At 73.5% G+C, this 22539-nt stretch carries 23 protein-coding genes and 1 pseudogene; 14 read left to right on the top strand and 10 right to left on the bottom strand.

Annotated elements, in window-relative coordinates; translation table 11 throughout:
* The first annotated feature begins 20 nt into the window (after positions 1 to 20).
* Positions 21 to 1256 carry a type VII secretion-associated serine protease mycosin gene (gene mycP / locus ONA70_RS07600; RefSeq protein WP_265005621.1) on the top strand — a complete coding sequence of 412 codons (1236 nt, stop codon included), beginning with the start codon at positions 21 to 23 and terminating at the stop codon, positions 1254 to 1256.
* An 84-nt stretch (positions 1257 to 1340) separates the two neighbouring features.
* Here mycP and ONA70_RS07595 read toward each other — a convergent pair whose 3' ends face one another.
* The 3 genes from ONA70_RS07595 to eccCa form a co-directional block, all read right to left on the bottom strand.
* On the bottom strand, positions 1341 to 1619 hold the full coding sequence (locus ONA70_RS07595; RefSeq protein WP_265005620.1) for a WXG100 family type VII secretion target: 279 nt from the start codon (positions 1617 to 1619) through the stop codon (positions 1341 to 1343).
* A 28-nt stretch (positions 1620 to 1647) separates the two neighbouring features.
* Complete coding sequence (locus ONA70_RS07590) at positions 1648 to 1956, bottom strand: WXG100 family type VII secretion target (protein ID WP_265005619.1); 309 nt, start codon at positions 1954 to 1956, stop codon at positions 1648 to 1650.
* 266 nt (positions 1957 to 2222) lie between these two features.
* The gene (eccCa, locus tag ONA70_RS07585; RefSeq protein WP_265005618.1) at positions 2223 to 6188 is read right to left on the bottom strand and encodes a type VII secretion protein EccCa; all 3966 of its coding nucleotides are present in this window, start codon (positions 6186 to 6188) and stop codon (positions 2223 to 2225) included.
* 172 nt (positions 6189 to 6360) lie between these two features.
* On the opposite strand from eccCa, the gene eccD reads away from it, so the two are divergent.
* A complete protein-coding gene (gene eccD, locus ONA70_RS07580; RefSeq protein WP_265005617.1) occupies positions 6361 to 7758 on the top strand; it encodes a type VII secretion integral membrane protein EccD in 1398 nt (465 codons plus the stop codon).
* Here eccD and ONA70_RS07575 read toward each other — a convergent pair.
* Positions 7742 to 8914 carry a type VII secretion protein EccE gene (locus ONA70_RS07575; protein WP_265005616.1) on the bottom strand — a complete coding sequence of 391 codons (1173 nt, stop codon included), beginning with the start codon at positions 8912 to 8914 and terminating at the stop codon, positions 7742 to 7744. The genes eccD and ONA70_RS07575 overlap by 17 nt on opposite strands.
* Before the next feature lie 162 nt (positions 8915 to 9076).
* On the opposite strand from ONA70_RS07575, the gene eccB reads away from it, so the two are divergent.
* From eccB to ONA70_RS07540, 7 genes are all read left to right on the top strand, one after another.
* Entirely contained in the window at positions 9077 to 10564 is a 1488-nt protein-coding gene (eccB, locus tag ONA70_RS07570) for a type VII secretion protein EccB (protein WP_265005615.1), read from the top strand.
* A 115-nt stretch (positions 10565 to 10679) separates the two neighbouring features.
* Positions 10680 to 11054: a hypothetical protein gene (locus tag ONA70_RS07565; RefSeq protein ID WP_265005614.1), complete on the top strand. Its 375-nt coding sequence runs from the start codon at positions 10680 to 10682 to the stop codon at positions 11052 to 11054.
* Positions 11047 to 12276, top strand: coding sequence for a WXG100 family type VII secretion target (locus ONA70_RS07560; RefSeq protein ID WP_265005613.1), 1230 nt, complete (start codon positions 11047 to 11049; stop codon positions 12274 to 12276). The genes ONA70_RS07565 and ONA70_RS07560 overlap by 8 nt, the downstream gene beginning before the upstream one ends.
* A gap of 162 nt (positions 12277 to 12438) precedes the next feature.
* Positions 12439 to 12903 carry a hypothetical protein gene (locus ONA70_RS07555; RefSeq protein ID WP_265005612.1) on the top strand — a complete coding sequence of 155 codons (465 nt, stop codon included), beginning with the start codon at positions 12439 to 12441 and terminating at the stop codon, positions 12901 to 12903.
* Between the two features lie 150 nt (positions 12904 to 13053).
* Positions 13054 to 13875 (top strand): hypothetical protein, encoded by an 822-nt coding sequence (locus ONA70_RS07550; RefSeq protein ID WP_265005611.1) that lies wholly within the window; start codon positions 13054 to 13056, stop codon positions 13873 to 13875.
* Between the two features lie 39 nt (positions 13876 to 13914).
* Positions 13915 to 14256, top strand: a complete 342-nt coding sequence (locus ONA70_RS07545) for a YkvA family protein (RefSeq protein ID WP_265005610.1) — start codon at positions 13915 to 13917, stop codon at positions 14254 to 14256.
* A gap of 303 nt (positions 14257 to 14559) precedes the next feature.
* On the top strand, positions 14560 to 15198 hold the full coding sequence (locus ONA70_RS07540; protein WP_265005609.1) for a C39 family peptidase: 639 nt from the start codon (positions 14560 to 14562) through the stop codon (positions 15196 to 15198).
* A gap of 80 nt (positions 15199 to 15278) precedes the next feature.
* On the opposite strand, the gene ONA70_RS07535 is transcribed toward ONA70_RS07540, so the two are convergent.
* The gene (locus ONA70_RS07535) at positions 15279 to 15938 is read right to left on the bottom strand and encodes a dienelactone hydrolase family protein (protein ID WP_265005608.1); all 660 of its coding nucleotides are present in this window, start codon (positions 15936 to 15938) and stop codon (positions 15279 to 15281) included.
* Between the two features lie 128 nt (positions 15939 to 16066).
* Here ONA70_RS07535 and ONA70_RS07530 point away from each other — a divergent pair, with 128 nt between their 5' ends.
* From ONA70_RS07530 to ONA70_RS07520, 3 genes are all read left to right on the top strand, one after another.
* A complete protein-coding gene (locus tag ONA70_RS07530; protein ID WP_265005607.1) occupies positions 16067 to 16459 on the top strand; it encodes a MerR family transcriptional regulator in 393 nt (130 codons plus the stop codon).
* Entirely contained in the window at positions 16429 to 16776 is a 348-nt protein-coding gene (gene trxA / locus ONA70_RS07525) for a thioredoxin (protein WP_319956366.1), read from the top strand. The genes ONA70_RS07530 and trxA overlap by 31 nt, the downstream gene beginning before the upstream one ends.
* 62 nt (positions 16777 to 16838) lie before the next feature.
* Complete coding sequence (locus ONA70_RS07520; RefSeq protein ID WP_265005606.1) at positions 16839 to 17015, top strand: hypothetical protein; 177 nt, start codon at positions 16839 to 16841, stop codon at positions 17013 to 17015.
* A gap of 41 nt (positions 17016 to 17056) precedes the next feature.
* Here ONA70_RS07520 and ONA70_RS07515 read toward each other — a convergent pair whose 3' ends face one another.
* From ONA70_RS07515 to ONA70_RS07495, 5 genes and pseudogenes are all read right to left on the bottom strand, one after another.
* Positions 17057 to 19429 carry a glycoside hydrolase family 65 protein gene (locus ONA70_RS07515; protein ID WP_265005605.1) on the bottom strand — a complete coding sequence of 791 codons (2373 nt, stop codon included), beginning with the start codon at positions 19427 to 19429 and terminating at the stop codon, positions 17057 to 17059.
* Positions 19426 to 20175 carry an HAD family hydrolase gene (locus ONA70_RS07510; RefSeq protein WP_265005604.1) on the bottom strand — a complete coding sequence of 250 codons (750 nt, stop codon included), beginning with the start codon at positions 20173 to 20175 and terminating at the stop codon, positions 19426 to 19428. Before ONA70_RS07510 ends, ONA70_RS07515 begins: the two co-directional genes overlap by 4 nt.
* Positions 20176 to 20222: 47 nt before the next feature.
* A complete protein-coding gene (locus ONA70_RS07505) occupies positions 20223 to 20690 on the bottom strand; it encodes a DUF4442 domain-containing protein (protein WP_265005603.1) in 468 nt (155 codons plus the stop codon).
* Positions 20691 to 20750: 60 nt separating this feature from the next.
* Positions 20751 to 20938: pseudogene (locus ONA70_RS07500) on the bottom strand (DUF397 domain-containing protein).
* On the bottom strand, positions 20929 to 21729 hold the full coding sequence (locus ONA70_RS07495; RefSeq protein ID WP_265005602.1) for a helix-turn-helix domain-containing protein: 801 nt from the start codon (positions 21727 to 21729) through the stop codon (positions 20929 to 20931). The pseudogene ONA70_RS07500 and the gene ONA70_RS07495 overlap by 10 nt, the downstream one beginning before the upstream one ends.
* A 207-nt stretch (positions 21730 to 21936) precedes the next feature.
* Here ONA70_RS07495 and ONA70_RS07490 point away from each other — a divergent pair, with 207 nt between their 5' ends.
* Positions 21937 to 22149: a hypothetical protein gene (locus tag ONA70_RS07490; RefSeq protein WP_265005601.1), complete on the top strand. Its 213-nt coding sequence runs from the start codon at positions 21937 to 21939 to the stop codon at positions 22147 to 22149.
* Positions 22146 to 22445, top strand: coding sequence for a hypothetical protein (locus ONA70_RS07485; RefSeq protein WP_265005600.1), 300 nt, complete (start codon positions 22146 to 22148; stop codon positions 22443 to 22445). The genes ONA70_RS07490 and ONA70_RS07485 overlap by 4 nt, the downstream gene beginning before the upstream one ends.
* The last annotated feature ends 94 nt before the right edge of the window (positions 22446 to 22539 follow it).

Here is a 22539-nt window from a genome sequence, read left to right as displayed (position 1 = left end):
GCGACGGTAGTCTCAGCCGCGTGCGGGACAGCTTGCGGTCGGACGGGACGACGGTGAACGCCGGTACCGGGCACCGGTTCCGGTCCATCCTCTGTGGAACGGTCGCGGCGCTGCTCGGCACCGTCCTGGTGGCGCCCGCCCCGGCGGCGGCGGCGCCGAAGTGCGGCCCGGCCGGCAACCCCGCCCCGACCCAGCCCACCTGGGCGCTGAACCGGCTCGCCCCGGACGCGGCCTGGCGCGTCACCAAGGGCAAGGGGATCACCGTGGCGGTGATCGACTCCGGCGTCTCGCCCCGCCACCCCCTGCTGCGCGACAAGGTGCTGCCGGGCACCGACTTCAACCACCTGGTGCCGCTCGACGGGCAGTGCGACCTGGTCGGCCACGGCACCCTGGTCGCCGGCATCATCGCCGGGCGGGAGGGCACCGGCGTGCCGTACAGCGGGATCGCGCCCGAGGCGAAGATCCTGCCGATCCGCATCCTGGCCGACAACCAGCGGACCTTCGACGAGTCGATCCCGGCCGAGATCGGCAAGGCGATCAAGTGGGCGGTCGACCACGAGGCCGCCGTGATTAATCTTTCCCTGGTGACGCTCCAGGACGACCGGCTCAAGGACGCCGTCGACTACGCCCTCCGCAAGAACGTCGTGCTGGTGGCCGCCGCCGGCAACCGGCAGGAGAACCAGCAGGACCAGCCGGCGTACCCGGCCGCGTACGACGGGGTGATCGCCGTCGCCGGGATCGACGAGAAGGGCGGGCACGTCGGCAGCTCGGTCACCGGCGACTACGTGGACATCGCCGCGCCCGGCCTGAACATCGTCGGTCCGGCCCCCGGGGGGTCGGGCTACCTCTACGAGCCGCAGGGCGGCACCAGCTTCGCCGCCGCGTACGTCTCCGGGGTGGCCGCCCTGATCCGGGCCGCGCACCCGGACCTCACCCCCGAGCAGGTCGCCTACCGGCTGACCCGGACCGCCGACAACCCGCCCGACGGGCACAACACCGAGGTCGGGTACGGCATGGTCGACCCGTACCGGGCGGTGACCAGCCTGCTGGGCACCCGGCCCAATCCGCCGCTCGGCAAGATGCCGGAGCCCGCCCCGCCGGCCGACCCGCTGGCCTGGCAGCGGACCGTGGCGATCTGGGTGGCCGTGGTCGGCGCGGGGCTGGCCGCCGTCCTGCTGACCCTCCGGCCGATCCTGATCCTCGGTCGGAGGCGCGGCTGGCGTCCCGGCCGCCGCTCCACGCCGCTGGACGCCTAGCAGGCCGGTCACGGCCGACCCGGCCCGCAACGCGCTGCGGCTCCGCTCGGCGATGCCGGGCGGAGCCGCAGGAGACCGGTCAGATCAGGACCAGACCTTGGAGTTGTTCATCTCGGTGGTCATGTAGTTCTCGCGCGCGATGCCGACCGCCGAGCCGATCTCGTTCAGGACCTTGTTGATGTCCCGGACGGCCGCGTCCCACTGAGCCTGGTGCTGCTGGTAGGCCACGCGGTCCTGGCCCTCCCACTCGAGCTTGGTCAGCATCGACCGCAGCGTGTCCAGCTTCTCGTCGATGGTCCGCGAGATGGCCTGCATCTGCTGGTTGCTGCTCTCGAGAACGGCGTAATCAACCTTGATGCTCATCAATTCCTCCTTCGCCTGTCTTCGCGGATCACGGGTTGAGAGCAGAGTGGAACTTGTCCAGCATCTGCTGCTGCTCTTCGTCGTTGACCTGGTGCGTCGTACCCGACTTGTCGAGCAGGTCGGCGATGTTGTCCATCGCCGTCAGCAGCTTGTTCGTGTCCTCGCTCCACCGCGTCATGAGCGACTGGAAACCGGTCGACGCCTGGCCCTTCCAGGCCATCGCCAGGTCGTCGACCACGTTCCACAGCTTCTTGAGCTCACCGTCGACCTCGCTGCGCGTGGACCGCACGTCACTCGCGGCGGTGTGCAGAGTCGCTGCACTGACCTCGAACGCCATGCTTCACACCCTTCCGTCATCTTCGTGGCGGCGGATCCGCCGCGCCCCTCCCCCGCGGCAAGGCGTACACACCCCACCGACGGACACTTCAAACGAACCGTAGCGGACGACGTCCAACGCGCGCAGCCCTGCTTTCGGGCCGTGCTGATGCCGCACGTCAAGAGTCGCAACGGATCACACCGACGACAGTACGAGATGGACGGACGCGCGCCACAGCGTCCCCCCGGCTTCCCGAACGCCCGACGCGCGCGCGGCCTCCCGGTCGCTCATACCGGCTCCGTCCACGCGGTCTGGATCAGCTGCTGCCCGTCCCGGCGGCGGACCAGCGTGCCCCGGCCCGGCGGCTGCGGGCTCGGCCGCAGGTTGCCGAAGACCGCGCCCTCCTCCCGGTTGCCGGACATCAGCAGGCCCGGCGAGTCGAGCTCGCGCAGACGTTGCAGCACCGGCTCGTAGAGGGCCCGGGCCACGCCGCCGACCCGCCGCGTGATGATCAGGTGCAGGCCGACGTCCCGGGCCTGCGGCAGCAGTTCGTGCAGCGCGCTGAGCGGGTTGCTGCCGCCGGAGGCGACCAGGTCGTAGTCGTCCACCAGGATGTAGAGGTCCGGGCCCTTCCACCAGCTCCGGTCGCGCAGCTGGGCGGTGGTCACGTCGGGCCCGGGCAGCCGGTTCTGCAGGGCGCTGCGGATCGAGCCGAGGCCCTGGCTGAACACCTGGTTGGACGGCGCGTAGTCGAGCAGGTGATCGCCCTCCACCGCACCGAGCAGGCCCCGCCGGTAGTCGGCGATGACCAGCCGGGCCTGGGCCGGGGTGTACCGCTCGGCGATGCCCCGGGCGATCAGCCGCAGCAGGTTGGTCTTGCCGCACTCCGCGTCGCCGAACACCGTCAGGTGCGGCTCGTTCGCCAGGTCGAGGTAGACCGGGGCGAGCGCCGACTCGTTGACCCCGATCGGGATGCCCGGGACGGACCGGTCGATGACCTTCGCCAGCTCGGTGACCGCCAGCTTGCGGGGCAGCAGCCGGACCTTCGGCGCCGGCCGGCCCGGCCAGTTGGCCGCCACGTGCCCGGCCAGGGCCACCGACGCCTCGGTCAGGTCCTCGATGTCGCGCTTGCCGTCGATCCGCGAGACCGCGCTGAGGAAGTGCAGCTTGTCGCGGGTCAGACCGCGGCCGGGTGAGCCGACCGGCACGTTCTGCGCGGCCCGCCGGTCGATCTCCGACTCGGCCGGATCGCCCAACCGCAGTTCCAGCTTCGTGCCGAGCAGGTCCCGCATGTTGATCCGGATCTCCGCCCACCGCACGGCGGTGATCACCACGTGTACGCCGAAACCGAGGCCCCGGTTGGCCAGGTTGGTGATGGTCTGCTCCAGCTCCTCGTACTCCTGGCGCAGGGTGTTCCAGCCGTCGACCACCAGGAAGATGTCGCCGAACGGGTCGTCGGCGAACTCGCCGGCGGCGCGCCGGCGACGGTAGCTGGCCACCGAGTCGATGCCGTGCTGGGTGAAGCGCAGCTCCCGCTCGTCGATGATCGCGACCACCTCGGCGATGGTCCGGCGGACCGCCTCGGTGTCCCGCCGCCCGGCCACCCCGGACGTGTGCGGCAGCCCCTCCAGGCTGCGCAGCGCGCCACCGCCGAAGTCGAGGCAGAAGAACTGCACCTCGCGCGGGGTGTGGGTGATCGCCAGCGAGGCCAGCATCGAGCGCAGCATGGTGCTCTTGCCGCTCAGCGACGCGCCGACGATGACCACGTTGCCCCCCGCGCCGGAGAGGTCGACCATCATCGGGTCGCGCCGCTGCTCGTACGGGCGGTCGACGATGCCGACCGGCACGGTGAGCCGGCCGCGTCCCGGCCAGTCGGCGGTGGTCAGGCCGTACGTCGGGTGCACCTTCAGCGGCGGCAGCAGCTCGGCCAGGCCCGGCGGATCGGTCAGCGGGGGCAGCCAGACCTGGTGCGCCTCCCGGCCCTGGCCCTTGAGCCGGTCGATCAGCACGTCCAGCATCGCCACGGCCTTGCCGTCGCCGGTCTGCTCCGGCTCCGGCGCGGTCTCCAACCGGGCCGGTGCGGCCGGCACCGGGACGTAGTCGATGCTGTACGGCACGATCCGGCGTTGCACCTGGGCCCGGGTGGACCGCTGCACCTGCCCCGGCGCCCGGTACGGCCCCGAGACGTACGCCGCCCGGAACCGGAGCATCGTGCTGGTGTCGGTCTTGAGGTAGCCGTGGCCGGGCGCGTTCGGCAGCTCGTACGCGTCGGGCACGCCGAGCACGATCCGGCTCTCCACCGCCGAGAACGTCCGCAGACCGATCCGGTACGACAGGTGGGTGTCGAGGCCGCGCAGCTTGCCCTCCTCCAGCCGCTGGGAGGCCAGCAGCAGGTGCACGCCGAGCGACCGGCCGAGCCGACCGATCATGACGAAGAGGTCGATGAAGTCCGGCTTGGCGGCGAGCAGCTCGCTGAACTCGTCACAGATGATGAGCAGGCTGGGCATCGGGTCCAGCGGCTCACCGGCCGCCCGGGCCTTCTCGTAGTCGTACCGGGAGACGTAGTTGCCGGCCGCCCGCAGCACCTCCTGCCGGCGGTTCATCTCACCGGCCAGGGCGTCGCGCATCCGGTCGACCAGCGGCAGCTCGTCGGAGAGGTTGGTGATCACCGCGCTGGTGTGCGGCAACGCGTCCAGCGAGGCGAAGGTGGCGCCACCCTTGAAGTCGACCAGGACGAAGTTGAGCTCCTCGGAGGAGTGGGTCACGGCCAGCGCCGCCACCACCGTGCGCAGCAGCTCGCTCTTGCCGGAACCGGTCGCGCCGATGACCAGGCCGTGCGGGCCCATGCCCTCGTGCGCCGACTCCTTGAAGTCCAGCTCGACCACGTTGCCGTCGGGACCGACGCCGAGCGGGATGCGCAGCCGGTCGCGGTGGCTGCGGGGCCGCCAGGTCTGCCGGGCGTCCACCGTGGCCGCGTCGCCGACGCCGAGCAGGTCCGGCAGCTCCATGCTGCGGGCCAGCGGCTCCTCGGTGCTCGCGCCCTGCTGCTGGGAGAGCCGGTACGGGGCGATCTGCCGGGCCAGCCCCTCGGCGGCGGCCAGGCTGAGCCGGTCCGGCCGGCCGAGCCGGGACGCCGTGGCACCACGGACCAGGTCCAGCCCGGTGCCGTCGCCGACGTCCAGGCAGAGCAGCCAGCGGCCGGCGTCCCGGGGCACCGCGCCGGAGAGGTCGATGACCGTGGCGCCGAGCAGGCCCGGCCCCATCAGCGCGCAGGTCGGCGAGACCTCACCGCCGTCGAGCACCACCACCAGGTGCGGGGCGGTGGTGAGCAGCTTCGCCTCCGGCGCGAACCGCGGCCGCCCGCCCAGCTCGTTGGCGAGCGCCGTCTCGGCCTCAGCGAGGCTGGCGAAGACCATCCGGCGGGCGCCCGCGGCGTCCGTACGCCCCGGGTGCTGGGCGTGCGGCAGCCACTTCACCCAGTCCCACACCGGCTGCCGGTCGGGGGCGGCCACCACCGCGACGATCAGGTCGTCCGGGGCGTGGAAGGTGACCAGCTGGCCGACCGCGGCCCGGGCCAGGTCGAGCACGGCCTCCCGCTCGCCGCGCAGCGCGATCCGGCTGAACGCGCGCAGCGACAGGGCGGTGGGCAGCTCCGGCACGCTGGAGTGGGCCCGGACGAACCGGCGCAGCGCGATCGCGCTCATCGGCTCCAGGTCCTCCACCGGCTTGGTCTCCGGCGGCACGATCTCGACGGCCAGCCGCTGCGGGCCGAGCGCGATCCGGGCCTCGCCGAAGTCGTCCTCGGTGATCCGCCGCTCCCAGAGCCGACGGGAGGCGGCGATCGACCAGAGCGCGTCCGGCTCCGGGTGCCGCCAGGTCATCGCCGCCCGCTGCTGCTCGGCGGCCCGCCGGGTGCGCTTGCGCATCTGGGCCAGGTAGCGCATGTAGTCGCGGCGCTGGGCGTTCAGCTCGGCCTTGTCGTTGCCGCCGTTGCCGAGGGTGCCGATCGCCATGCCGAGCATCGACACGCCGAACAGGCCGCCGGCCACGTACGTCATCATGCCGCCGCCGCGCCCGGCGTAGAGGAACGCCATCGCGCCGACGCCGCAGAGCATCGGCAGGATCATCAACACCTGGCCCATGCCGCGGGGCTGCTGCTCGGGCAGCTCCGGCGGGGACTCCAGCAACACCTCGCCGCGCGGCAGCGCGGGCCCCGGTTGACGCGGAAGCCGGCGGAACACCACCGTGCTCACGGCATCTCCTCCCCAGAAGCGGCCCTGATCGTGGTCTGCCAACGACCCGAGTCGTCGGGTGGGCAACCTGTGCGACCGCCATCGTAGGTAATCTCCCGGAGGCGTCGCGGACCCACGGGGGGGGCGACGCCACCGGCCGAGGTGGATCGTAGGCGAGCACGAGGAGGCCTCAGTGGCGACGAAGACGGCGACCGGCGGGCTGAGCCGGATCACCATCGTGGCGCCCCGGACCAGGATGGATCTGGCGTTGCCGTCGGATGTCCCACTGGCCGACCTGCTGCCCACCCTGCTGCGGTACGCCGGAGAGGACCTCGCCGACGAGGGCGTGCGGCACGGCGGGTGGAGCCTGTCGCGGCTCGGCGGGCCACCGCTGGACGGCGGCCGTACCGCGGCGCAGCTCGGCGTCCGGGACGGCGAGGTGCTCTACTTCAACCCCCGGGCCTCGGCCGCACCCGAGATCGTCTTCGACGACGTGGTGGACGCGGTCGCCACCGCCACCAACCAGCGTCCCGGTACCTGGCAGGTCGGCACCACCCGCTCGTTCGCGGTGCTGTTCGCCGGGGCGGCTCTCGCGGCCGGCGCGGTGGCGGCGCTCTTCGCCGGGCCGCCACAGCTGCCCGGCGCGCTGGCCGCGCTGGTGGTCGCCCTCGCCCTGCTGGTGACCTCCGCCGTGCTGTCCCGGGCGGCCGGTGACAGCCGTACCGGTTCGGTGCTGGCCATGGCCGGCCTCGGCTACGCGGCGATCGGCGGCCTGCTGGTGCTCGCCGGTGACCGGAAGCTGGCCGACCTGGCCAGCCCGCACCTGCTGATGGCCGCCACCGCGGTGGTGCTCTTCGCCGCGGTGGCCGCGCTCGCCGTCGGCGACCGGCTGCCGCTCTTCCTCGGCGCGGTCGCGGTGGGCGTGGCGGTCGGCATCGGCGCGGCGCTCTGCCTGGCCTTCGGCATCGGCGCGGCGGCCGCCGCGGCGGTGGTCGCGACCATCGCGTTCGCCGCCCTGCCGGCGCTGCCGATGATCTCCTACCGGCTGGCCCGGCTGCCGGTGCCGTCGATCCCGACCGGCCCGGACGACCTGAAGAGCGACACCGAGTCGGTGGACGGCCGGCAGGTGCTGCGCAACAGCGAGCGCGCCGACGCGTTCCTCACCGGTCTGCTGTGGACGGTGTCGGTGCTGGTCCTCGGCGGCCAGCTCGTGCTGGCCGACAACGGCCGGCTGCCGTCGGTGCTGCTCTGCCTGGTCCTGGCCCTGCTCTCGCTGCTGCGGGCCCGCCCGTTCATCGGCCGCGCCCAGCGCGTCCCGGTGCTGCTGGCCGGCACCGTCGGCCTCGGGCTGGCCGCCATGGCCACCTTCGGCGCCGGCTCGCTCCCGGTCCGGCTCGGGCTGATCCTCGGCGGCCTGCTGCTGGCCGCGCTGATCAGCCTGATCTACGGGCTGACGGTGGCGGGCAAGCGGATCTCGCCGGTCTGGGGGCGCACCCTCGACATCGTCGAGATCCTGCTGATCGTGGCCCTGGTCCCGCTGACCGTCTGGGTCTGCGGCCTGTACGGCTGGATCGTCAACCTTCGACCGTGACCGTGCCCATCGCGGTGGCCACCGGCGCGGTGGCGTAGACGCCGGGGCCGTGCTGCCCGTCCAGCAGGCGGGCCGGCACGCCGACCCGCTTCGCCACGTCCCGGACGGCCTTCACCAGCGCGGCGGCGTGCCCGTCCATCGCCGCCACCCGGAGCAGCGGGGGAACCCGGCGACCGCCGGGGAGCACCACCGCCGCGACCGTGTGCGACGGCGCGGAGGTGGCCGTCACCGCGTCCACCAGCGCGCCCAGTGAGCCGTTGGGGCGGACCCGCAGGGCCAGGCAGCGCTGGGTCCAGCCGCCGCCGCTCAGGCTGGTCCAGCTCTCCACCGGTGCCTGCGGCGCGAGGTCGAGCCCGGCCCCGGAGACCACCGCCGCGTGCAGCTCGTCCCGGCCGAGGACCCGGTGCGGGAGGCCGGCGGCGTTCAGCGCCTTGCCGAGCCGGCCCATGCCGGCCGCGACGGTACGGTGCACGCCCCGCACGCCGCCGCCCCGGCTCACCGTCTCGGCGCGGGCGTCGGCGACGGAGAGGCGCAGCGCCACCCAGACCGTCCGGTGCGCGGCCGGCGGGGCGCCCGGCGCCGGGTACCAGACGAGCGTGTGCGAGACGACCTGGGTCTGGGTGACCGGGCCAGCGAAGTCGGCGAGCACCGCGAGCGCCCGGTCCACCTGGGCCGCCTCGATCGACCCGGCGGGGGCGCCCGGCCGGCCGGTCAGCGCGACCGCCGCGAACCAACCCCGCTCGTCCTGCCCGACGCCGATCCGGTTGCCGCGCTCGGTCAGCTCGACGACGGCCAGCTCCGGGGCGAGCGCGGCCAGCCGCGGGTCGCCGGAGGGCACCGCGCCCTTCGCCCGGCCCCGGCGGCGACGCAGCCGGCGGCGGAGCATCAGGTCCTCGTACCACCAGCGGCCGCCGCGCCGGGCGAAGGCGGCCACCACGGCGAGCAGCGCCAGCCCGCCGACGGCCGGGAGCAGCCAGGCCGGACCGCCGGTGGCGAACCACACGGCGAGCGCGGCGCACTCCACCACCACCAGCTGGCCGACCACCACCGGGCCGAGCCGGCCGCGCCGGCGCTTGTCGGCCGGGGTGACCGGGCGATCGTCCGGGCCGGCGGGGGCGGTGGCCGTACGACCGGGTGGCGCCTGGACCTGCGTCATCGGTGAGCGTCCCTTCTGGACATCCTGGGCATCCGCCGGATCGGTGCGACGTCGGGGGCGGGCGGGGTCCCGACGCACCTCCGACGGCCCCTTATCGTAGGGAAGCCCGCGACGGAGTTCGGACCTGATCGTCGTGGGACCCACCCCCGCCGGAGGTTAGTCATGCGGACCCGCCGCGATCAGGTGCAGGCGTACCGCTTCGTCACCCGCCGCATCGTCTCCGCACTGCTCTCCGGTGACCCGGAGACCAACGACCTGCCGATGCGGCGGCTCGGCATGGCGGTGTTCGGCAGCATCATCGCGGCCGCCGTGGTGCTCGGCGGCGCGGGCGCGTACGGCCAGTTCACCGGCAACGCCGCGCCGTTGGAGCCGAACACGCTGGTGATCGAGCGGGAGACCGGCGCCACGTACGTCTTCACCGACGACGGGCGGCTGCACCCGACGCTCAACTACGCCTCCGCCCGGCTCATCCTCAACGAGGCCGATCCGCAGGTCCGCACCATGTCGCAGGCCGCCATCAAGGACCGCCCGCGCGGCCGCACCGTCGGCATCGTGGGTGCGCCGGACGACGTGCCGGCCCGGAAGTCGCTGGTCGGCCTCCCCTGGTCGGTCTGCGACGTACCCGATCCGGTCGACCCGCAGCGCTCGACCACCCGGCTGGTGATCGACCGGCCGCTGCCGGGCGGCACCCCGCTCACCGATCAGGCGGTGCTGGTCCGGGTGGACGGCACCCGGTACCTGCTCACCGGGGGCACGCAGCTGCGCGTCGTCGGCGACGAGCAGGCCCTGGTCGCGTTGAAGATGGCCGCTGCGCCCACCCTCACCGTGGGGCAGCAACTGCTCAACGCGGTGCCGGTCGGGCCCGCCCTGCGCAAGCCGAGCATCGACGGGTACGGCGGCCCGAGCGGCCTGACGGTGGCCGACCGACCGGCCCGGATCGGCCAGGTCTTCCGGGCCGCCGACCAGTACTACGTGCTCACCAAGCAGGGGCTGGTGGCGGTCACGGAGATGACCGCGCTGCTGCTCGGAGACGGCGGCCGGCCCACCGACGTCACCCCGTCCCAGGTCGGTGAGCTCCTCACCGACCGGCGGCTGGACCCCGAGGGCCTGCCGCAGAAGCTGCCCACGCTGCACGAGGTCCGGGCGGGGCGCACGGTGCTCTGCGCCAGCTACCGGTCGGGCGGGCCGGGCCAGCCGCCGACCACCACGCTGGAGGTCTTCGACCAGCCCCCGACCGAGCTGACCGCGACGACCGGGGTGGCCGCGCGGCAGACCGGCCGGGACGCGGTGCGCACCGCCGAGGGTGTGCTGCTGCCCGGCGGCAAGGGCGTGCTGGTGCAGGCCGCGGCCGGGGACACGGGCGGGCCGGCGGCCGGTGCCACGGTCTACCTGATCACCGCCCAGGGGGTCCGCTACCCGCTCGGGACCGCCTCCGGGGACGCCCGCACCGCGCTCGGCTACGGCGAGGTGCCGCCGCTGGCAGTGCCGGCGTCGCTGCTGGCCCTGGTGCCGACCGGCCCGGCGTTGGAGCGGCGGGACGCGATGAACGAATTCGACCCGGGTGCCCGGTCAGGGGGTGCCGCGGCGGACAAGTCGGGCCAGTCGGGCACTCCGGCGCCGTCCGGGTCCGCCTCGCAACAGGGCGGCTGACCGCGGCGCGCGGTCCGATGTGGAGGCGACACCGGTACGGGTCGCCCCGGCTGGCTCGGGTCGACTAACCTGAGCGTGGCCAACGGTTCTCGACGATGACTACGGGGATGCAGCCATGACCGGGCGCACGACAGTAGACGTACTGTCCTTGGAGGACTTCCACCAGCGGCTTGAGCAGCGGCTGAGCGAGGCCGAGTCGGTGTTGAAGAAGCTCAACACCGAGATGCAGTGCCGGCCGCCGGCGCTGGGCTCCTTCACCGACGCGGCCGAGAACGCCCGCCGCTACTCCCAGACGCACGCGAGCTTCGTCAACCACGCCGAGCGGCTGCGTCGGGCGATCGAGGCCGCCCGGGAGGCGACCAAGACGATCATGACGAACTACCGGACCGCCGAGGCGCGCAACGCCGCCGCCGCGGCCGACATCATCGCCGCCCTCGCCGGGGTCCGCGAGGCGATGCAGCCGGCGAAGGGAGAGGATCCGCGTGTCTGAGTACACCCAGCGCTACGAGCCCGTCAGCCACAAGGAGCTCTACCAGGGCATCACCGCCGGCGACCCGAAGCAGATCGACGGGCTCAGCGCCCAGTGGAGTTCCCTCAAGGACACCCTGGACGGCCTCGGCCGGGACCTGGCGAAGGATCTCGACGCGCTCGCCAAGACCTGGTCCGGCGACGCCGCTCGGGAGTTCCACCAGCGGCTGAACCTGGTCGTCGACTACTCCGGCAACCTGGCCGAGGGCATGGCCGGCATCAAGCAGGCGCTCGGCATGATGGCCACCGAGCTGCGTACCGCCCAGTCGAAGGCGGAGAGCCCGGAGGAGACCGACGACAACGACAAGCTGGTCGACGGGGCGGTCAAGGGCTTCCTGATGGGCGGCGCTGCCGGCGCGGTGATCGGCGGGTTCGTCGGCCACAAGCAGGACGAGGCCGAGCAGGAAAAGGCGCACCAGCGGATGGTGCAGGTCGTCGCCAACCTCGCCGAGGGCTACGACTTCTCCGCGTACGGGCGGATCGTCGTGCCGGACGAGCCCGACGACCGCCTGCCGGGCCAGACCGACAAGACCGGCCCGACGCTGGGCAACGGCCCCTCGGTGGGCACGCCGTCCGCCGGGCCGACCTCCGGCACGTTCGGCTCCACCTCCACCGCCACCGCGACCACCTCCGGCGTCCACCACACCGGGCCGACCAGCGGCACGGTGGGCACCGGCCCGGGCACCACCACCGGCACCGGCGGTCCGGGCACCATCGGCTCGATCGGCGTCACCGACCCGGCCGGCACCTCGCTGGCCGGCGCCGCGCCGCCGCTCACCAGCCCCGGCCCGACGACCGGCCTCACCGGGCTGAGCAGCGCCTCCTCCACCGTCCCGACCAGCGGCGGCAACTCGTTCTTCGGGGTGCCCGGGGTGGGCACGGGCTCGCTGGCCGGCTCCACCGGCGGGGTGAGCGGTCGCCCGGGCGGGCTGGAGAACCGGTCGGCGGCCGGCACCGGTCGACTCGCCGGTGGCCGGGGGGCCGTGGTCGACGCCGAGGGCCGGTCCAACGGTGGCAAGGGCGCCGGCGCGCGCTCCGCGATGCCCGGGCGCAACGGGGTGCTGGGCAAGCACGGCCAGCGCGACGAGGACGAGACGGACGAGCACCTCACCTGGCTGACCGAGGACGAGATGGTCTGGGGCGACGGCCGGTCGGCCCCGCCCTCGGTGCTCGGCACCGACTGATCACGCGTTGACCGACGGCGCGGCGGCCTTCCGACGAGGGGCGCCGCGCCGTTCGTCGTACCCGGTTCCCGCGGTCCGTCCACAACGCATCGTGGGCCGGGTCACGCGATCCGGACCGCTCATCGGGGTGCACGAGGCGGATCCGACCGATAGGTTGAAAAGGTGCACCCCGTAGCGTTCGCCCCGCCCGTCTGGGCGGCGACGCTGCGCGCCATGCGCCGGTTCACCCGGATGGCGGCGACCGCGTTGGTGCTCGTCGTCGGGCTCAACGGTCTGACCGCACCGGTCCCTGCCGATCCGCTCCGTCCGGTCTCGACGGTCCGCCCGCCGGCCGGCCCTCAGGTCTCGCAAGGGCCGGTCGATGCCCCGACGGCCCTGTCCCTGGCCGGTCCCGCCGACGCCGCGCCAGCGCTGAGCGCGATGACCGTCGTGTGGGCGTCCGAGGCCGGGGTGACCACCGCCGACTCCGCCACCCTGCGGGCGGCGTCGACCGCGCCGGCCACCGCCGCGCCGTCGCGCCACGTCGAGCCCCAGGCCGCGATGGTGCGTCCGGCCGCCGCCGTGGTGGCGCCCTCCGCCGATCCCGGCCGGGAGTCGGCCACCCGCCGCGGCCCGCCGCGCGCCTGATCGCGCCGGCCGCTCACCCGGCCCTGGCATGTCTCGCCGCCCATCGGGGTACGGCTCGGTCCGTGCCCACCGCGCCCGGCGGCAGTCCCCCGCCCGTCGCCCAGGCCCCCAGACCGTTGACTCCGAACGTCCCACCACGAGGTGCTGGTGATGCAGACCGTCTTCTCCGCAATCCTGTACGACGTCCCCCAGGCCGCCGTGATCTGGCTGGCCCTGATCGCCGTGGCCGCGATCGTGATCGCCGCCCTGATCGTCCGCCCGGACCGGTTCCGCGCGGTGTTCGGCGACCGGATCAGCGAGGCGGCCCGGCCGAGCAGCCTGGAGCTGGCCGAGGAGGCCCGCGAGCGCTCCCGCGAGCGGGCCCGGTACGCGCAGGAGGTGGACGTGGCCGCCGCCCGGGCCGCGACGACCGCCGAGCGGCGGCGGGCCGAGTGGCTGGCGGCCCAGGAGGCGGTCGAGGCGGCGTGGCAGGCGTACGAGGCGGCGGAGGAGGACGTCCGCCGGCTGGCGGCCGCCGCCGCGCTGCCCCTGCCCCGGACGGCCCGGACGCCGGCCGAGTACGCGGACCGGGAGCGCTGGCTGCACCGGGCGGCGACGGCGGCGCAGGAGCGTGGGGAGATCACCGTCGAGCAGCTCAGCGACATCCTCGGGCACCGCGGCTGGGACCCGCGCCGGCACCCGGTGGAGCAGGAACTGCTGCTGCGCCGGCTGATCCGGGACAACGTCCGGGCCGGGCACACCGCCGCCCACGAGCGGGAGCAGGCCGCCTGGCGGGCCGCGGAGCTGGCCGCCGCCGCGGCGCGGAGCCTGCGCGACGAGGCGTACGCGGCCACCCGGCCGGACCCGGAGCGGCGTTCCCCGCTTTCCATCGTGGACCTAGCCGGGCCGGAGGCCACCCGGGAGCTGCCGGCCGCTGCGCGGACGGAGTCCGGGCCGGCGGCCCGGGGCCGGGCGGCGGTGCCGGCGTACTGACCGCAGGCGAAGGTGGCCGGGTTCGGTTAGCGTGACCTCGTGTCCCGAGAGGCTTGGATCCTGCTGGTGCTCGCCGGCGTCGTCGCGCTGGCGACGCTGGTCGGCGCGGTGCTGCTCGCCATCCGGGTGGTCCGCACCCGCCGACTGCTCGGCGCGCTGGGCGTCGGCGGCAAGGTCGCCTTCTACGGCGCGCTGATCTACGCGATCCTCCCGGTCGACCTGCTCCCCGACCCGATCTACCTGGACGACATGGGCGTGCTGGCCGGCGCCCTGTTCTACCTGGGCCGCCTGGCCGCCAAGCACCGCGCCGCCCAGCGCGGCCTCGCCGACCCTCCGCCGCGGCCGCCGATGCCGAACCGCCCACACCGTCCCGTGTCATAACGCCGGTACGCCGAGCGCACGCCACCAAGATCCGCGCAGCTGCCGGGAAGTTGCTGCCTCCAGGTAGGCGGAGGCAACAACTTGCCCGAAGTTGTGGCGTGTTGTCAGCCTCGGCGCGCCGGATGTCCGGTTCCGGGGTGAGCGGGGACATAGGAGGAGCGGAATCACGGAGGGTTGGCGGCCGTTGCACATTCGGTGAGCGAGCGGAGACCTTCCGACTGCATCCCCTTACCGCCGAGCGCCAGTCCCGGTGCTGCTGCGTCCCCGCGACGGGGTTCGCAACCCCCCGAATGGAGCTTCGACATGAATTCGATCTTCCGCAAGAGCATGCTGTCCGTCGCCGGTCTGGTGATGTCCGGTGGCGTCGTGGCCGGCCCGGCCATGGCCGCACACGCGGCCCCGGCGCAGCCGAAGCCGGTGACCGCCGACAAGGGCGCCAAGGGCGAGCGCAGCGCGCGCTTCGACTATCAGGCCCAGCCGAACTTCTACTACTGCGGCCCGGCCTCGACCCGGATCGCCCTGTCTTCTGAGGGCAAGACGGTGAGCCAGGACGAGCTGGCCGCCAAGCTGGGCACGACTGAGAACGGCACCGACTCGGCGATCGACATCACCCGGGTGCTCAACGAGTACACCGGTGGCAAGTACAAGACCACCGAGATCCGGGACAACTCGGCCACCAAGCAGCAGGTCGAGCAGCTGCGGGCGGACGTCAAGACCGCCGTGGACCAGGGCCGCCCGGTCGTCGCCAACATCATCGGCAGCGCCGTGGACGTCGACGGCGTGGCGCACAGCTACCCGGGCCACTACCTGACCGTGGTGCAGTACAAGGACGACGGCAACACGGTGCTGATCGCCGACCCGGCCAGCCCGAACGAGCCGACGTACTGGATGAACGTGGCCGACCTGGCCAACTGGATCGCCAGCCGCGGTTACAGCTCCTGACCGAGCAGCACGAAGGGCCGGTCTCCCCAACGGGAGGCCGGCCTTTCGCCGTCGCCACCGGGCGGTGCCGGGCCGCCCGCTCAGGCCGGGTGCGGGGTACGCAACCGGCTGGTGAACCAGCTCCCCGCCTGGTCGGCCACCTGCTCCAGGGTGCCCGGCTCCTCGAAGAGGTGGGTGGCGCCGGGCACGATCCGGAGCTCGGCGACCTCGCCCAGTTGGGCCTGCGCCTGCTCGTTGAGCACGATGACCTGCTCGTCCAGGCCGCCCACCAGCAGCAGCGTCGGGGCGCGTACCGCCGCCAGGGAGCTGCCGGCCAGGTCGGGGCGGCCACCGCGGGAGACCACCGCGCGGACCTGCTCCGGCCGGGCGGCCGCGGCGACCAGCGCGGCGGCCGCGCCCGTGCTGGCCCCGAAGAGTCCGATCGGCAGCCGGCCCAGGCTCGGGTCGGCGGCCATCCAGTCGACGATGCCGGCCAGCCGCTCGGCGAGCATCCCGATGTCGAAGCGCAGCTCGGCGGTGATCTCGTCCCGCGCGTCCTCGTCGGGGGTGAGCAGGTCGATCAGCACGGTGGCCAGCCCCCGGTCGTTGAGCTGGTGCGCGACGGCCACGTTGCGCGGGCTGTGCCGCGAGCTGCCGCTGCCGTGCGCGAACAGCACCACGCCGATCGCCTCGGAGGGCACGATCACGTCGGCGGCCAGCCCGCCCTCCACCACCGGAACCGTCACCTCACGCGTCTCCATCCCCACACCTCCCACCCACCCGCATACCCGCCCCCGCCTCCCCCTCACCTCCTCCCGCCGCGCGGCCTTGCCTTGACGTCGGCGGCAAGGTTTAGCGTGGGCGGCACGGGTTGGTCGGGGAGGGTCTGATGCGAATCGGGGAGCTGGCGGAGCGGGCCGGTACGAGCACCCGGACCCTGCGGTACTACGAGACCCACGGGCTGGTGCGACCCCGCCGTTCGGCGAACGGCTACCGGATCTACGACGAGGCGGAGCTGCGCGTCGTGCACGAGATCCGCGCCCTGCTGGCGGTCGGCTTCGGCCTGGACGACATCCGGCCCTTCGTGGCCTGCTTGCGGGCCGGGCACAGCTCCGGCGACGTCTGCCCGGACTCCGTCGCGGTACTGCGACGCAAGCTCGCCGAGGTGGACGACTACCTCGACCGGCTCGGCGCGGTCCGCCGACAGCTGCACGACCAGCTCGCCCGCGCCATCGCCCACCGGGAGGAAACATGCCTCAGGACACGCAAGAGAGCCGACTGATCGAGGTCACGGACGCCACGTTCGCGACCTGGGTGCTGGCCGCCGACCGGCCGGTGGTGGTCGACTTCTGGGCGGAGTGGTGCCCGCCCTGCCGGGCGGTCTCCAGGCACCTCGCGGAGTTGGCCGAGGAGTTCGGCGACAGGCTGCGCTTCGTCACCCTCAACTCGGACGAGAACCCCGCGACCACCCGGGCGTACCAGGTGATGTCCATGCCGACCATGATGGTGTTCCGGGACGGTCAGGTGGTGGGTTCGATCGTCGGCTCCCGGCCCAAGAACCACCTGCGGCTGAGCTTCGCCCGGCACCTGGACGGTTGAGCCGACGCCGAGCGGGAACGCGCGGGGTGACCAACGGACCCCGACGGATCGCGAGGATCGTCATGGCCAAGCAGGACAGGTCCCGACAGCAGGCCGCCGAACGGGAACGCCGCGAACGGGACGCCGAGCGCTCCCGGGACTGGGCGGACGAGGCGGCGCAGGCCCGTACCGCCGACGATCCCCGGGCCATGGCGCCCCGGGACGCCGAGGGCCGGCCGTCCAACGGCCGCCAGTTCTGACGTACGCCGGAAGCCGGCCCGGTGCGATCGCCGGGCCGGCTTCAGCTGCTGTCCTCCGGCAGGTGCAGCAGGGGGGCCCGACCCGGCGGCTGCTCCGGCTCCGGCCCGGCCGGGTGCGCCAGCGGCACCGGCACGGTGACCGGCTGGGCGGTGGTGACCCGGACCGTCTCGCCGTGGTGGCGCAATTCCAGCACCGTGTCCGGTCCCCCCTTGCGCAGCGAGTACGTCGTCTGGTGCGGCCGGACGTCCACCCGCAGGTGCACCGACCGCCACTGGAGGGAGAACTCCAGGCGGCTGAGCCCGCTGGAGAGCCGGGGCGAGAAGGAGAGCGTCCCGTCGTGGTCACGCAGGCCGCCGAAGCCCGCGACCAGCGCGATCCAGGCACCGGCCAGTGAGGCCATGTGCACGCCGTCGCGGGTGTTCTCGTTCAGGTCGTGCAGGTCCATCAGGGCGGCCTCGCGCAGGTAGCGGTGGGCCAGCTCGCTGTGGCCGACCTCGGCCGCCATGACCGCCTGGGTGCAGGCGCTCAGCGAGGAGTCGCGGACGGTACGCCGCTCGTAGTAGAGGAAGTTCCGCAGCTTCTCCAGGCCGGTGAAGGCGTCCCCGCGCCAGTGCATGGCCAGCACCAGGTCGGCCTGCTTGACGACCTGCTTCCGGTAGAGGTCGAAGTACGGGTAGTGCAGCAGCAGCGGGTACTTCTCCGGCGGGGTGTGCTCGAAGTCCCACTCCTGCAACCGGGTGAACCCCTCCACCTGCTCGTGCACGTCCAGGTCGGGGTCGTACGGGACGTGCATGGCGTGCGCGGCGTCCCGCCAGGCGGCCGCCTCCTCCTCGGAGACCCCCAGGTCGAGGGCCTGGTCCCGGTAGCGCATCGCGCAGTCGGCGGCGGTCAGCAGGTTCCGCTGCGCCATCAGGTTGGTGTAGATGTTGTCGTTCTTGACCGCGGTGTATTCGTCCGGTCCGGTCACCCCGTCGATGTGGAACCGCCCGTTGCGGTCGTGGTGGCCGAGTGAGCGCCAGAGCCGGGCGGTCTCGATCAGCAGCTCCAGCCCGATCTCGCGCTCCAGCCCCACGTCACCGGTGACCAGTACGTACCGGCGCAGCGCGTCGGCGATGTCGGCGGCGATGTGGAAGGCGGCCGTGCCGGCCGGCCAGTACGCCGAGGACTCCGGCCCCTCGATGGTCCGCCACGGAAAGGCGGCCCCGGCCAGGTTGAGCGTGCGGGCCCGCTCATGCGCCTGTTCGAGGGTGGAGTAGCGCCAGTACAGCGCGTCCCGCACCGCCGACGGCTGGGTGTACGTGAGCACCGGCAGCACGAACATCTCGGTGTCCCAGAACGCGTGCCCGTCGTACCCGGGACCGGTGAGCCCCTTGGCCGAGATCGGCCGGCGTTCCGCGCGGGCGCCGGCCTGGAGCACGTGGAAGAGGCCGAACCGGACGGCCTGCTGCACCTCCGGGTCGCCCTCCACCCGCACGTCGGCGGCGTCCCAGAACTCGTCCAGGTACTCCCGCTGCGCCCGGCGCAGCCCGTCCCAGCCGTCCAGCCGGGCCGCGGCCAGGGCCGCCCCGACCTGGTCCCGCAGCGCCGGCAGCGAGCGTCGACTGGACCAGCCGTACGTCAGGTACTTGACCACCCGCAGCGCCTGGCCGGGCTTGAGCACACAGCCGATGGTGGTGCGGACCCAGTCCTCGTACCCCTCGGACTCGATGGTGGTGCGCTCCGGTCCGTGCACGTCGTGCGCCATGGCGGCGGCGAGCCGCAGGCCGCTGACCTTGGTCCGGTGGATGAGCAGCCCACCGTCGTCGGTGGTCAGGTCCTCCTCGGCCAGCAGCGGGGACTCCAGCACGGCGGCGACCCGCGGGTCGCGGCTCTGCGGCGGCAGGGCCTCGTTGGCCACCAGCTCGGACTGGAGGATCAGCCGGATCGGCCCGTCGACCGCCTCGACCTCGTAGTTGATCGCGGCGACCGATCGCTGGGTGAACGACACCAGCCGGGTGCTGCGGACCTTGACCTCCCGCCCGGCCGGCGAGCGCCAGTGCACCTCCCGGTGCAGGGTGCCGGCCCGCAGGTCGAGGACCCGCTCGTGGGAGAGGAGTTCGCCGTACCGGACGTCGAGCGGCTCGTCGTCGACCAGCAGCCGGATCAGCTTGCCGTTGGTGACGTTGACGATGGTCTGGCCGGACTCCGGAAAGCCGAAGCCGGCCTCCGCGTACGGCAGCGGGCGCAGCTCGTAGAAGGAGTTCAGGTAGGTGCCGGGGAGGCCGTGCGGCTCCCCCTCGTCCAGGTTGCCGCGCAGCCCGACGTGCCCGTTGGAGAGGGCGAAGACCGACTCGGACTGGGCGAGCACGTCCATGTCGAGCTGGGTCTCCCGGACGTGCCACGGCTCGACCGGATACGCCCGTTCCCGGATCACGTCGGCACCCCGGTCAGCAGCTCGGCGAGGTCGGTGACCACCACGTCGGCGCCGTGCGCCCGCAGGTCGTCGGCCTGGCCGACCCGGTCGACGCCCACCACGTACCCGAAGCCGCCGGACTTGCCGGCCTCGACCCCGGCGAGGGCGTCCTCGAAGACGGCGGCCTGTTCCGGCTTGACGCCGAGCAGCTCGGCGCCGGCCAGGAAGGTGTCCGGGTACGGCTTGCCGCGCAGCCCCCGCTCGCGGGCCAGCACCCCGTCCACCCGGGCCTCCAGCAGCGGTTCCAGCCCGGCGCCCTGCACCACGGCCGCGCAGTTGGCGCTGGCCGAGACGACCGCCCGGCGCAGCCCGGCGCGGGCGGCGGCCTCCAGGTAGCGCACCGAGCCCGCGTAGACCTCCACCCCGTCGGTGTGGATCCGCTTGAGCAGGATGACGTTCTTGCGGTTGCCCACCCCGTTGACCGTGTCCGCCTCCGGCGGGTCGTCGGGCGAGCCCTCGGGCAGGGTGATGCCGCGCGAGGCCAGGAAGGAGCGCACTCCGTCGGCCCGTGCTTTCCCGTCCACGTACCGGTTGTAGTCCGGCCCGGGGTCGAACGGGCGGAACGCCTCGCCGGTGGCCGCCGCGCGTTGCTCGAGGAACGCGTTGAAGGTCTCGGTCCAGGCGGCGTTGTGCACCTTGGCGGTCTGCGTCAGCACACCGTCCAGATCGAAGAGACAGGCGGTCACGTGAGCGGGTAGGCCCAGCATTGTCTGAATCTATCCAGCGGACCGCGCGGGAAACCACGATTCGGACGTCAGCGGTTCGGGCGGAGCGTCCACACCACGGTGAGCAGGGAGGTGATGATGCCGTCCTCGGTGCCGATCTCCACCTCGACCGGGAACTCCGGCCGCTGCCCCGCGTCCAGCTCGGCGATCACCTCGGCCGGGGTACGCCCCAACCGCGCGGTGGCCCGCACCGGACCGAGGGCGACCTTCTGGTAGGCGATGCTGGCGGTCACGGCCAGCGGCACCGCCCGGTCGAGCACCGAACCGAACGCCGCGAGCACCGCCGCCCCGGACGCGGTCTCCCCCAGGGTGAACATGGCCCCGGCGTGCGGGCCACCGACGTGGTTGTGGTGCTCCGGGACGTCGGGAAGCCGGACCACCGCCCGTACCCCGCCCTCGGCCTCGGGCGCGACCTCGACGAATTCGATACCGAGCGTACGGGCGAACGGCACGGCTTCGAGGAGACCGGCCGCCACCTGGCGAGAGTCGATGGACATGCCCGCACGCTACTTGTCGGTAACTTCACCGGCAAGGGGCTGCCTTGCACCTGGCGGCAGTCAGCGGCGCCTGGCGAACTCCACGAACGCGGCCCAGCTCGCCGGGGTGAAGGTGAGCACCGGCCCGGCCGGTCCTTGCTGTCCCGGACCCCGACCACGCCGGGGAGGTTGTCGGCGACCTCCACGCAGTTGCCCTGGTTGCCGCTGCTGCGGGTGCTCTTGCGCCAGATCGCGCCGGTCAGGTCCATTGTTCCGCCGCCTCCGAGATCGCCTTGAGGGTGGCCCCGTGCGGCATCGCCTCCGCGCGCACGGACTCCCAAATCTGCCGAAGGGAGTTTACGTCCACGGTCCGCTCGACGATGGTGCCGTGCAACTGGTTATCCAGGTAGCCGAGGTCGTCACCGTCGGGTGGGGTGGCGAGCACGAACGCGCCGTTCAGCCCCGGGTAGGCAGCGACCTCACGCGGCACCAGGTGCAGGTGCACGCGGGGGCGGCGACCCACCTCGACCAGGTGCCGTAGCTGCTCCTGCATCACCTTCGGGCCGCCGATCGGGCGCTCCAGCACGGTGTAGTCGAGCACCGCCACGAACTGGGGCGGCGCGGGCCGGGTCAGGACCGTCTGCCGGGCCAGCCGGGCGGCGAGCGGCTGCTCGATGGCCTCCCCGACGAGCTGTGCCGCGCCCTCGTAGAGCGCCCGGGCGTACGCCTCGGTCTGGAGCAGGCCGGGGACGACCAGCGGCTCGAAGCTGCGCAGCGCAGTCGCCTCCTGCTCGATGGTCACCCACTCGCGGAACCACGGCATCAGGGACTCCTTGAGCAGCGCCTCTCGGATCCGGATCAGCAGGCCACCGGCCTGAAGCGCCTCGTCGCAGCGCTGGGTGAACTCCTCCCGGGGCGCGCGGCGACACTGCTCCACCGCCGCCACCAGTGAGGCCGAGTAGTTGATCCGCTCACCGAGCGCCTCCTGGGACAGCCCGGCGTCGGCGCGCAGCCGGCGCAGCTCCCCGGCGAACAGTTCCAGCATCGGCATCCGGCTCATCTGCACACCTCTGTACGCGTCTGCACACGGGGGACGGCCGATCGCACGGCCGGGGTGGTGGGGGCGGAACGGCTTCCGACCTTAGTGGACCGGTGAGCAGACTGTCACGCAGCGGAGCCGTCCGTGGTGCGGAGCGACGGACTCCGGGCCCGCCCCGCCGATCCCCCCGGCCGGGGCGGGCCGCTCCCCACGACGAAGGAGGCGTACATGCGTCTGCGCTGGTTCCGGTGCCGGGGTGCGGCAGTCCCGACCCTGCCCCGCCGGGTGCGGGGCGACAACCTGCCGGAATGGATGCGGCAGCCGACCCGACCGCTGCCCACGATGAGCCCCGGCCGGGTGGGCAACCTGACCCCGGCCCAGCAGTGGCGCGCGAACGGCGGCCGATGGACCCGCCCGACCATCTCGGACGGGCCGGCGTGATCAGCCACCAGCTTCCGCAGCCAGGCGACGGGCCGGCGGCGGACCGGCCCCGGGCGTGCCCGTCGCACGCCACGCCGCACACCCCGCTGCGCCCGATGTGGTGCTGCCGGGCCTGCGGGCAACCGTGGCCGTGCCCGCAGGCCCGCCTGCTGCTCAAGGCGGAGTACGCGGCCAACCAGATCGGCCTGTCGCTCTACCTGTGCGGGATGCTCTACGAGGCGGCCCGGGACCTCTGCCGGCTCAATCCGGACGGCGGCCCAGCCCCGGCCGAACTGTTCACCCGATTCGTGGCCTGAGGCCCTTACCGCCGCCCGATCGGGGGTCCGCCCTGAGCCGTGGTGTTAACAGGGGGCCCTTCCTATACCGAAAACGTTAATAGGGGGCCCTTCC

It is taken from the genome of Micromonospora yasonensis (assembly GCF_026013475.1).
Classification (GTDB): Bacteria; Actinomycetota; Actinomycetes; order Mycobacteriales; family Micromonosporaceae; genus Micromonospora; species Micromonospora yasonensis.
This window is presented reverse-complemented; position numbering and strand designations above follow the sequence as displayed.

Coding starts and splice junctions, on each gene's coding strand:
- ONA70_RS07595 (WP_265005620.1), bottom strand. CDS start 1,619: ATGAGCATCAAGGTTGATTACGCCGTTCTCGAGAGCAGCAACCAGCAG.
- ONA70_RS07590 (WP_265005619.1), bottom strand. CDS start 1,956: ATGGCGTTCGAGGTCAGTGCAGCGACTCTGCACACCGCCGCGAGTGAC.
- ONA70_RS07575 (WP_265005616.1), bottom strand. CDS start 8,914: ATGACGCAGGTCCAGGCGCCACCCGGTCGTACGGCCACCGCCCCCGCC.
- eccB (WP_265005615.1), top strand. CDS start 9,077: ATGCGGACCCGCCGCGATCAGGTGCAGGCGTACCGCTTCGTCACCCGC.
- ONA70_RS07565 (WP_265005614.1), top strand. CDS start 10,680: ATGACCGGGCGCACGACAGTAGACGTACTGTCCTTGGAGGACTTCCAC.
- ONA70_RS07550 (WP_265005611.1), top strand. CDS start 13,054: ATGCAGACCGTCTTCTCCGCAATCCTGTACGACGTCCCCCAGGCCGCC.
- ONA70_RS07540 (WP_265005609.1), top strand. CDS start 14,560: ATGAATTCGATCTTCCGCAAGAGCATGCTGTCCGTCGCCGGTCTGGTG.
- ONA70_RS07535 (WP_265005608.1), bottom strand. CDS start 15,938: ATGGAGACGCGTGAGGTGACGGTTCCGGTGGTGGAGGGCGGGCTGGCC.
- ONA70_RS07530 (WP_265005607.1), top strand. CDS start 16,067: ATGCGAATCGGGGAGCTGGCGGAGCGGGCCGGTACGAGCACCCGGACC.
- trxA (WP_319956366.1), top strand. CDS start 16,429: ATGCCTCAGGACACGCAAGAGAGCCGACTGATCGAGGTCACGGACGCC.
- ONA70_RS07520 (WP_265005606.1), top strand. CDS start 16,839: ATGGCCAAGCAGGACAGGTCCCGACAGCAGGCCGCCGAACGGGAACGC.
- ONA70_RS07510 (WP_265005604.1), bottom strand. CDS start 20,175: ATGCTGGGCCTACCCGCTCACGTGACCGCCTGTCTCTTCGATCTGGAC.
- ONA70_RS07505 (WP_265005603.1), bottom strand. CDS start 20,690: ATGTCCATCGACTCTCGCCAGGTGGCGGCCGGTCTCCTCGAAGCCGTG.
- ONA70_RS07495 (WP_265005602.1), bottom strand. CDS start 21,729: ATGAGCCGGATGCCGATGCTGGAACTGTTCGCCGGGGAGCTGCGCCGG.
- ONA70_RS07490 (WP_265005601.1), top strand. CDS start 21,937: ATGCGTCTGCGCTGGTTCCGGTGCCGGGGTGCGGCAGTCCCGACCCTG.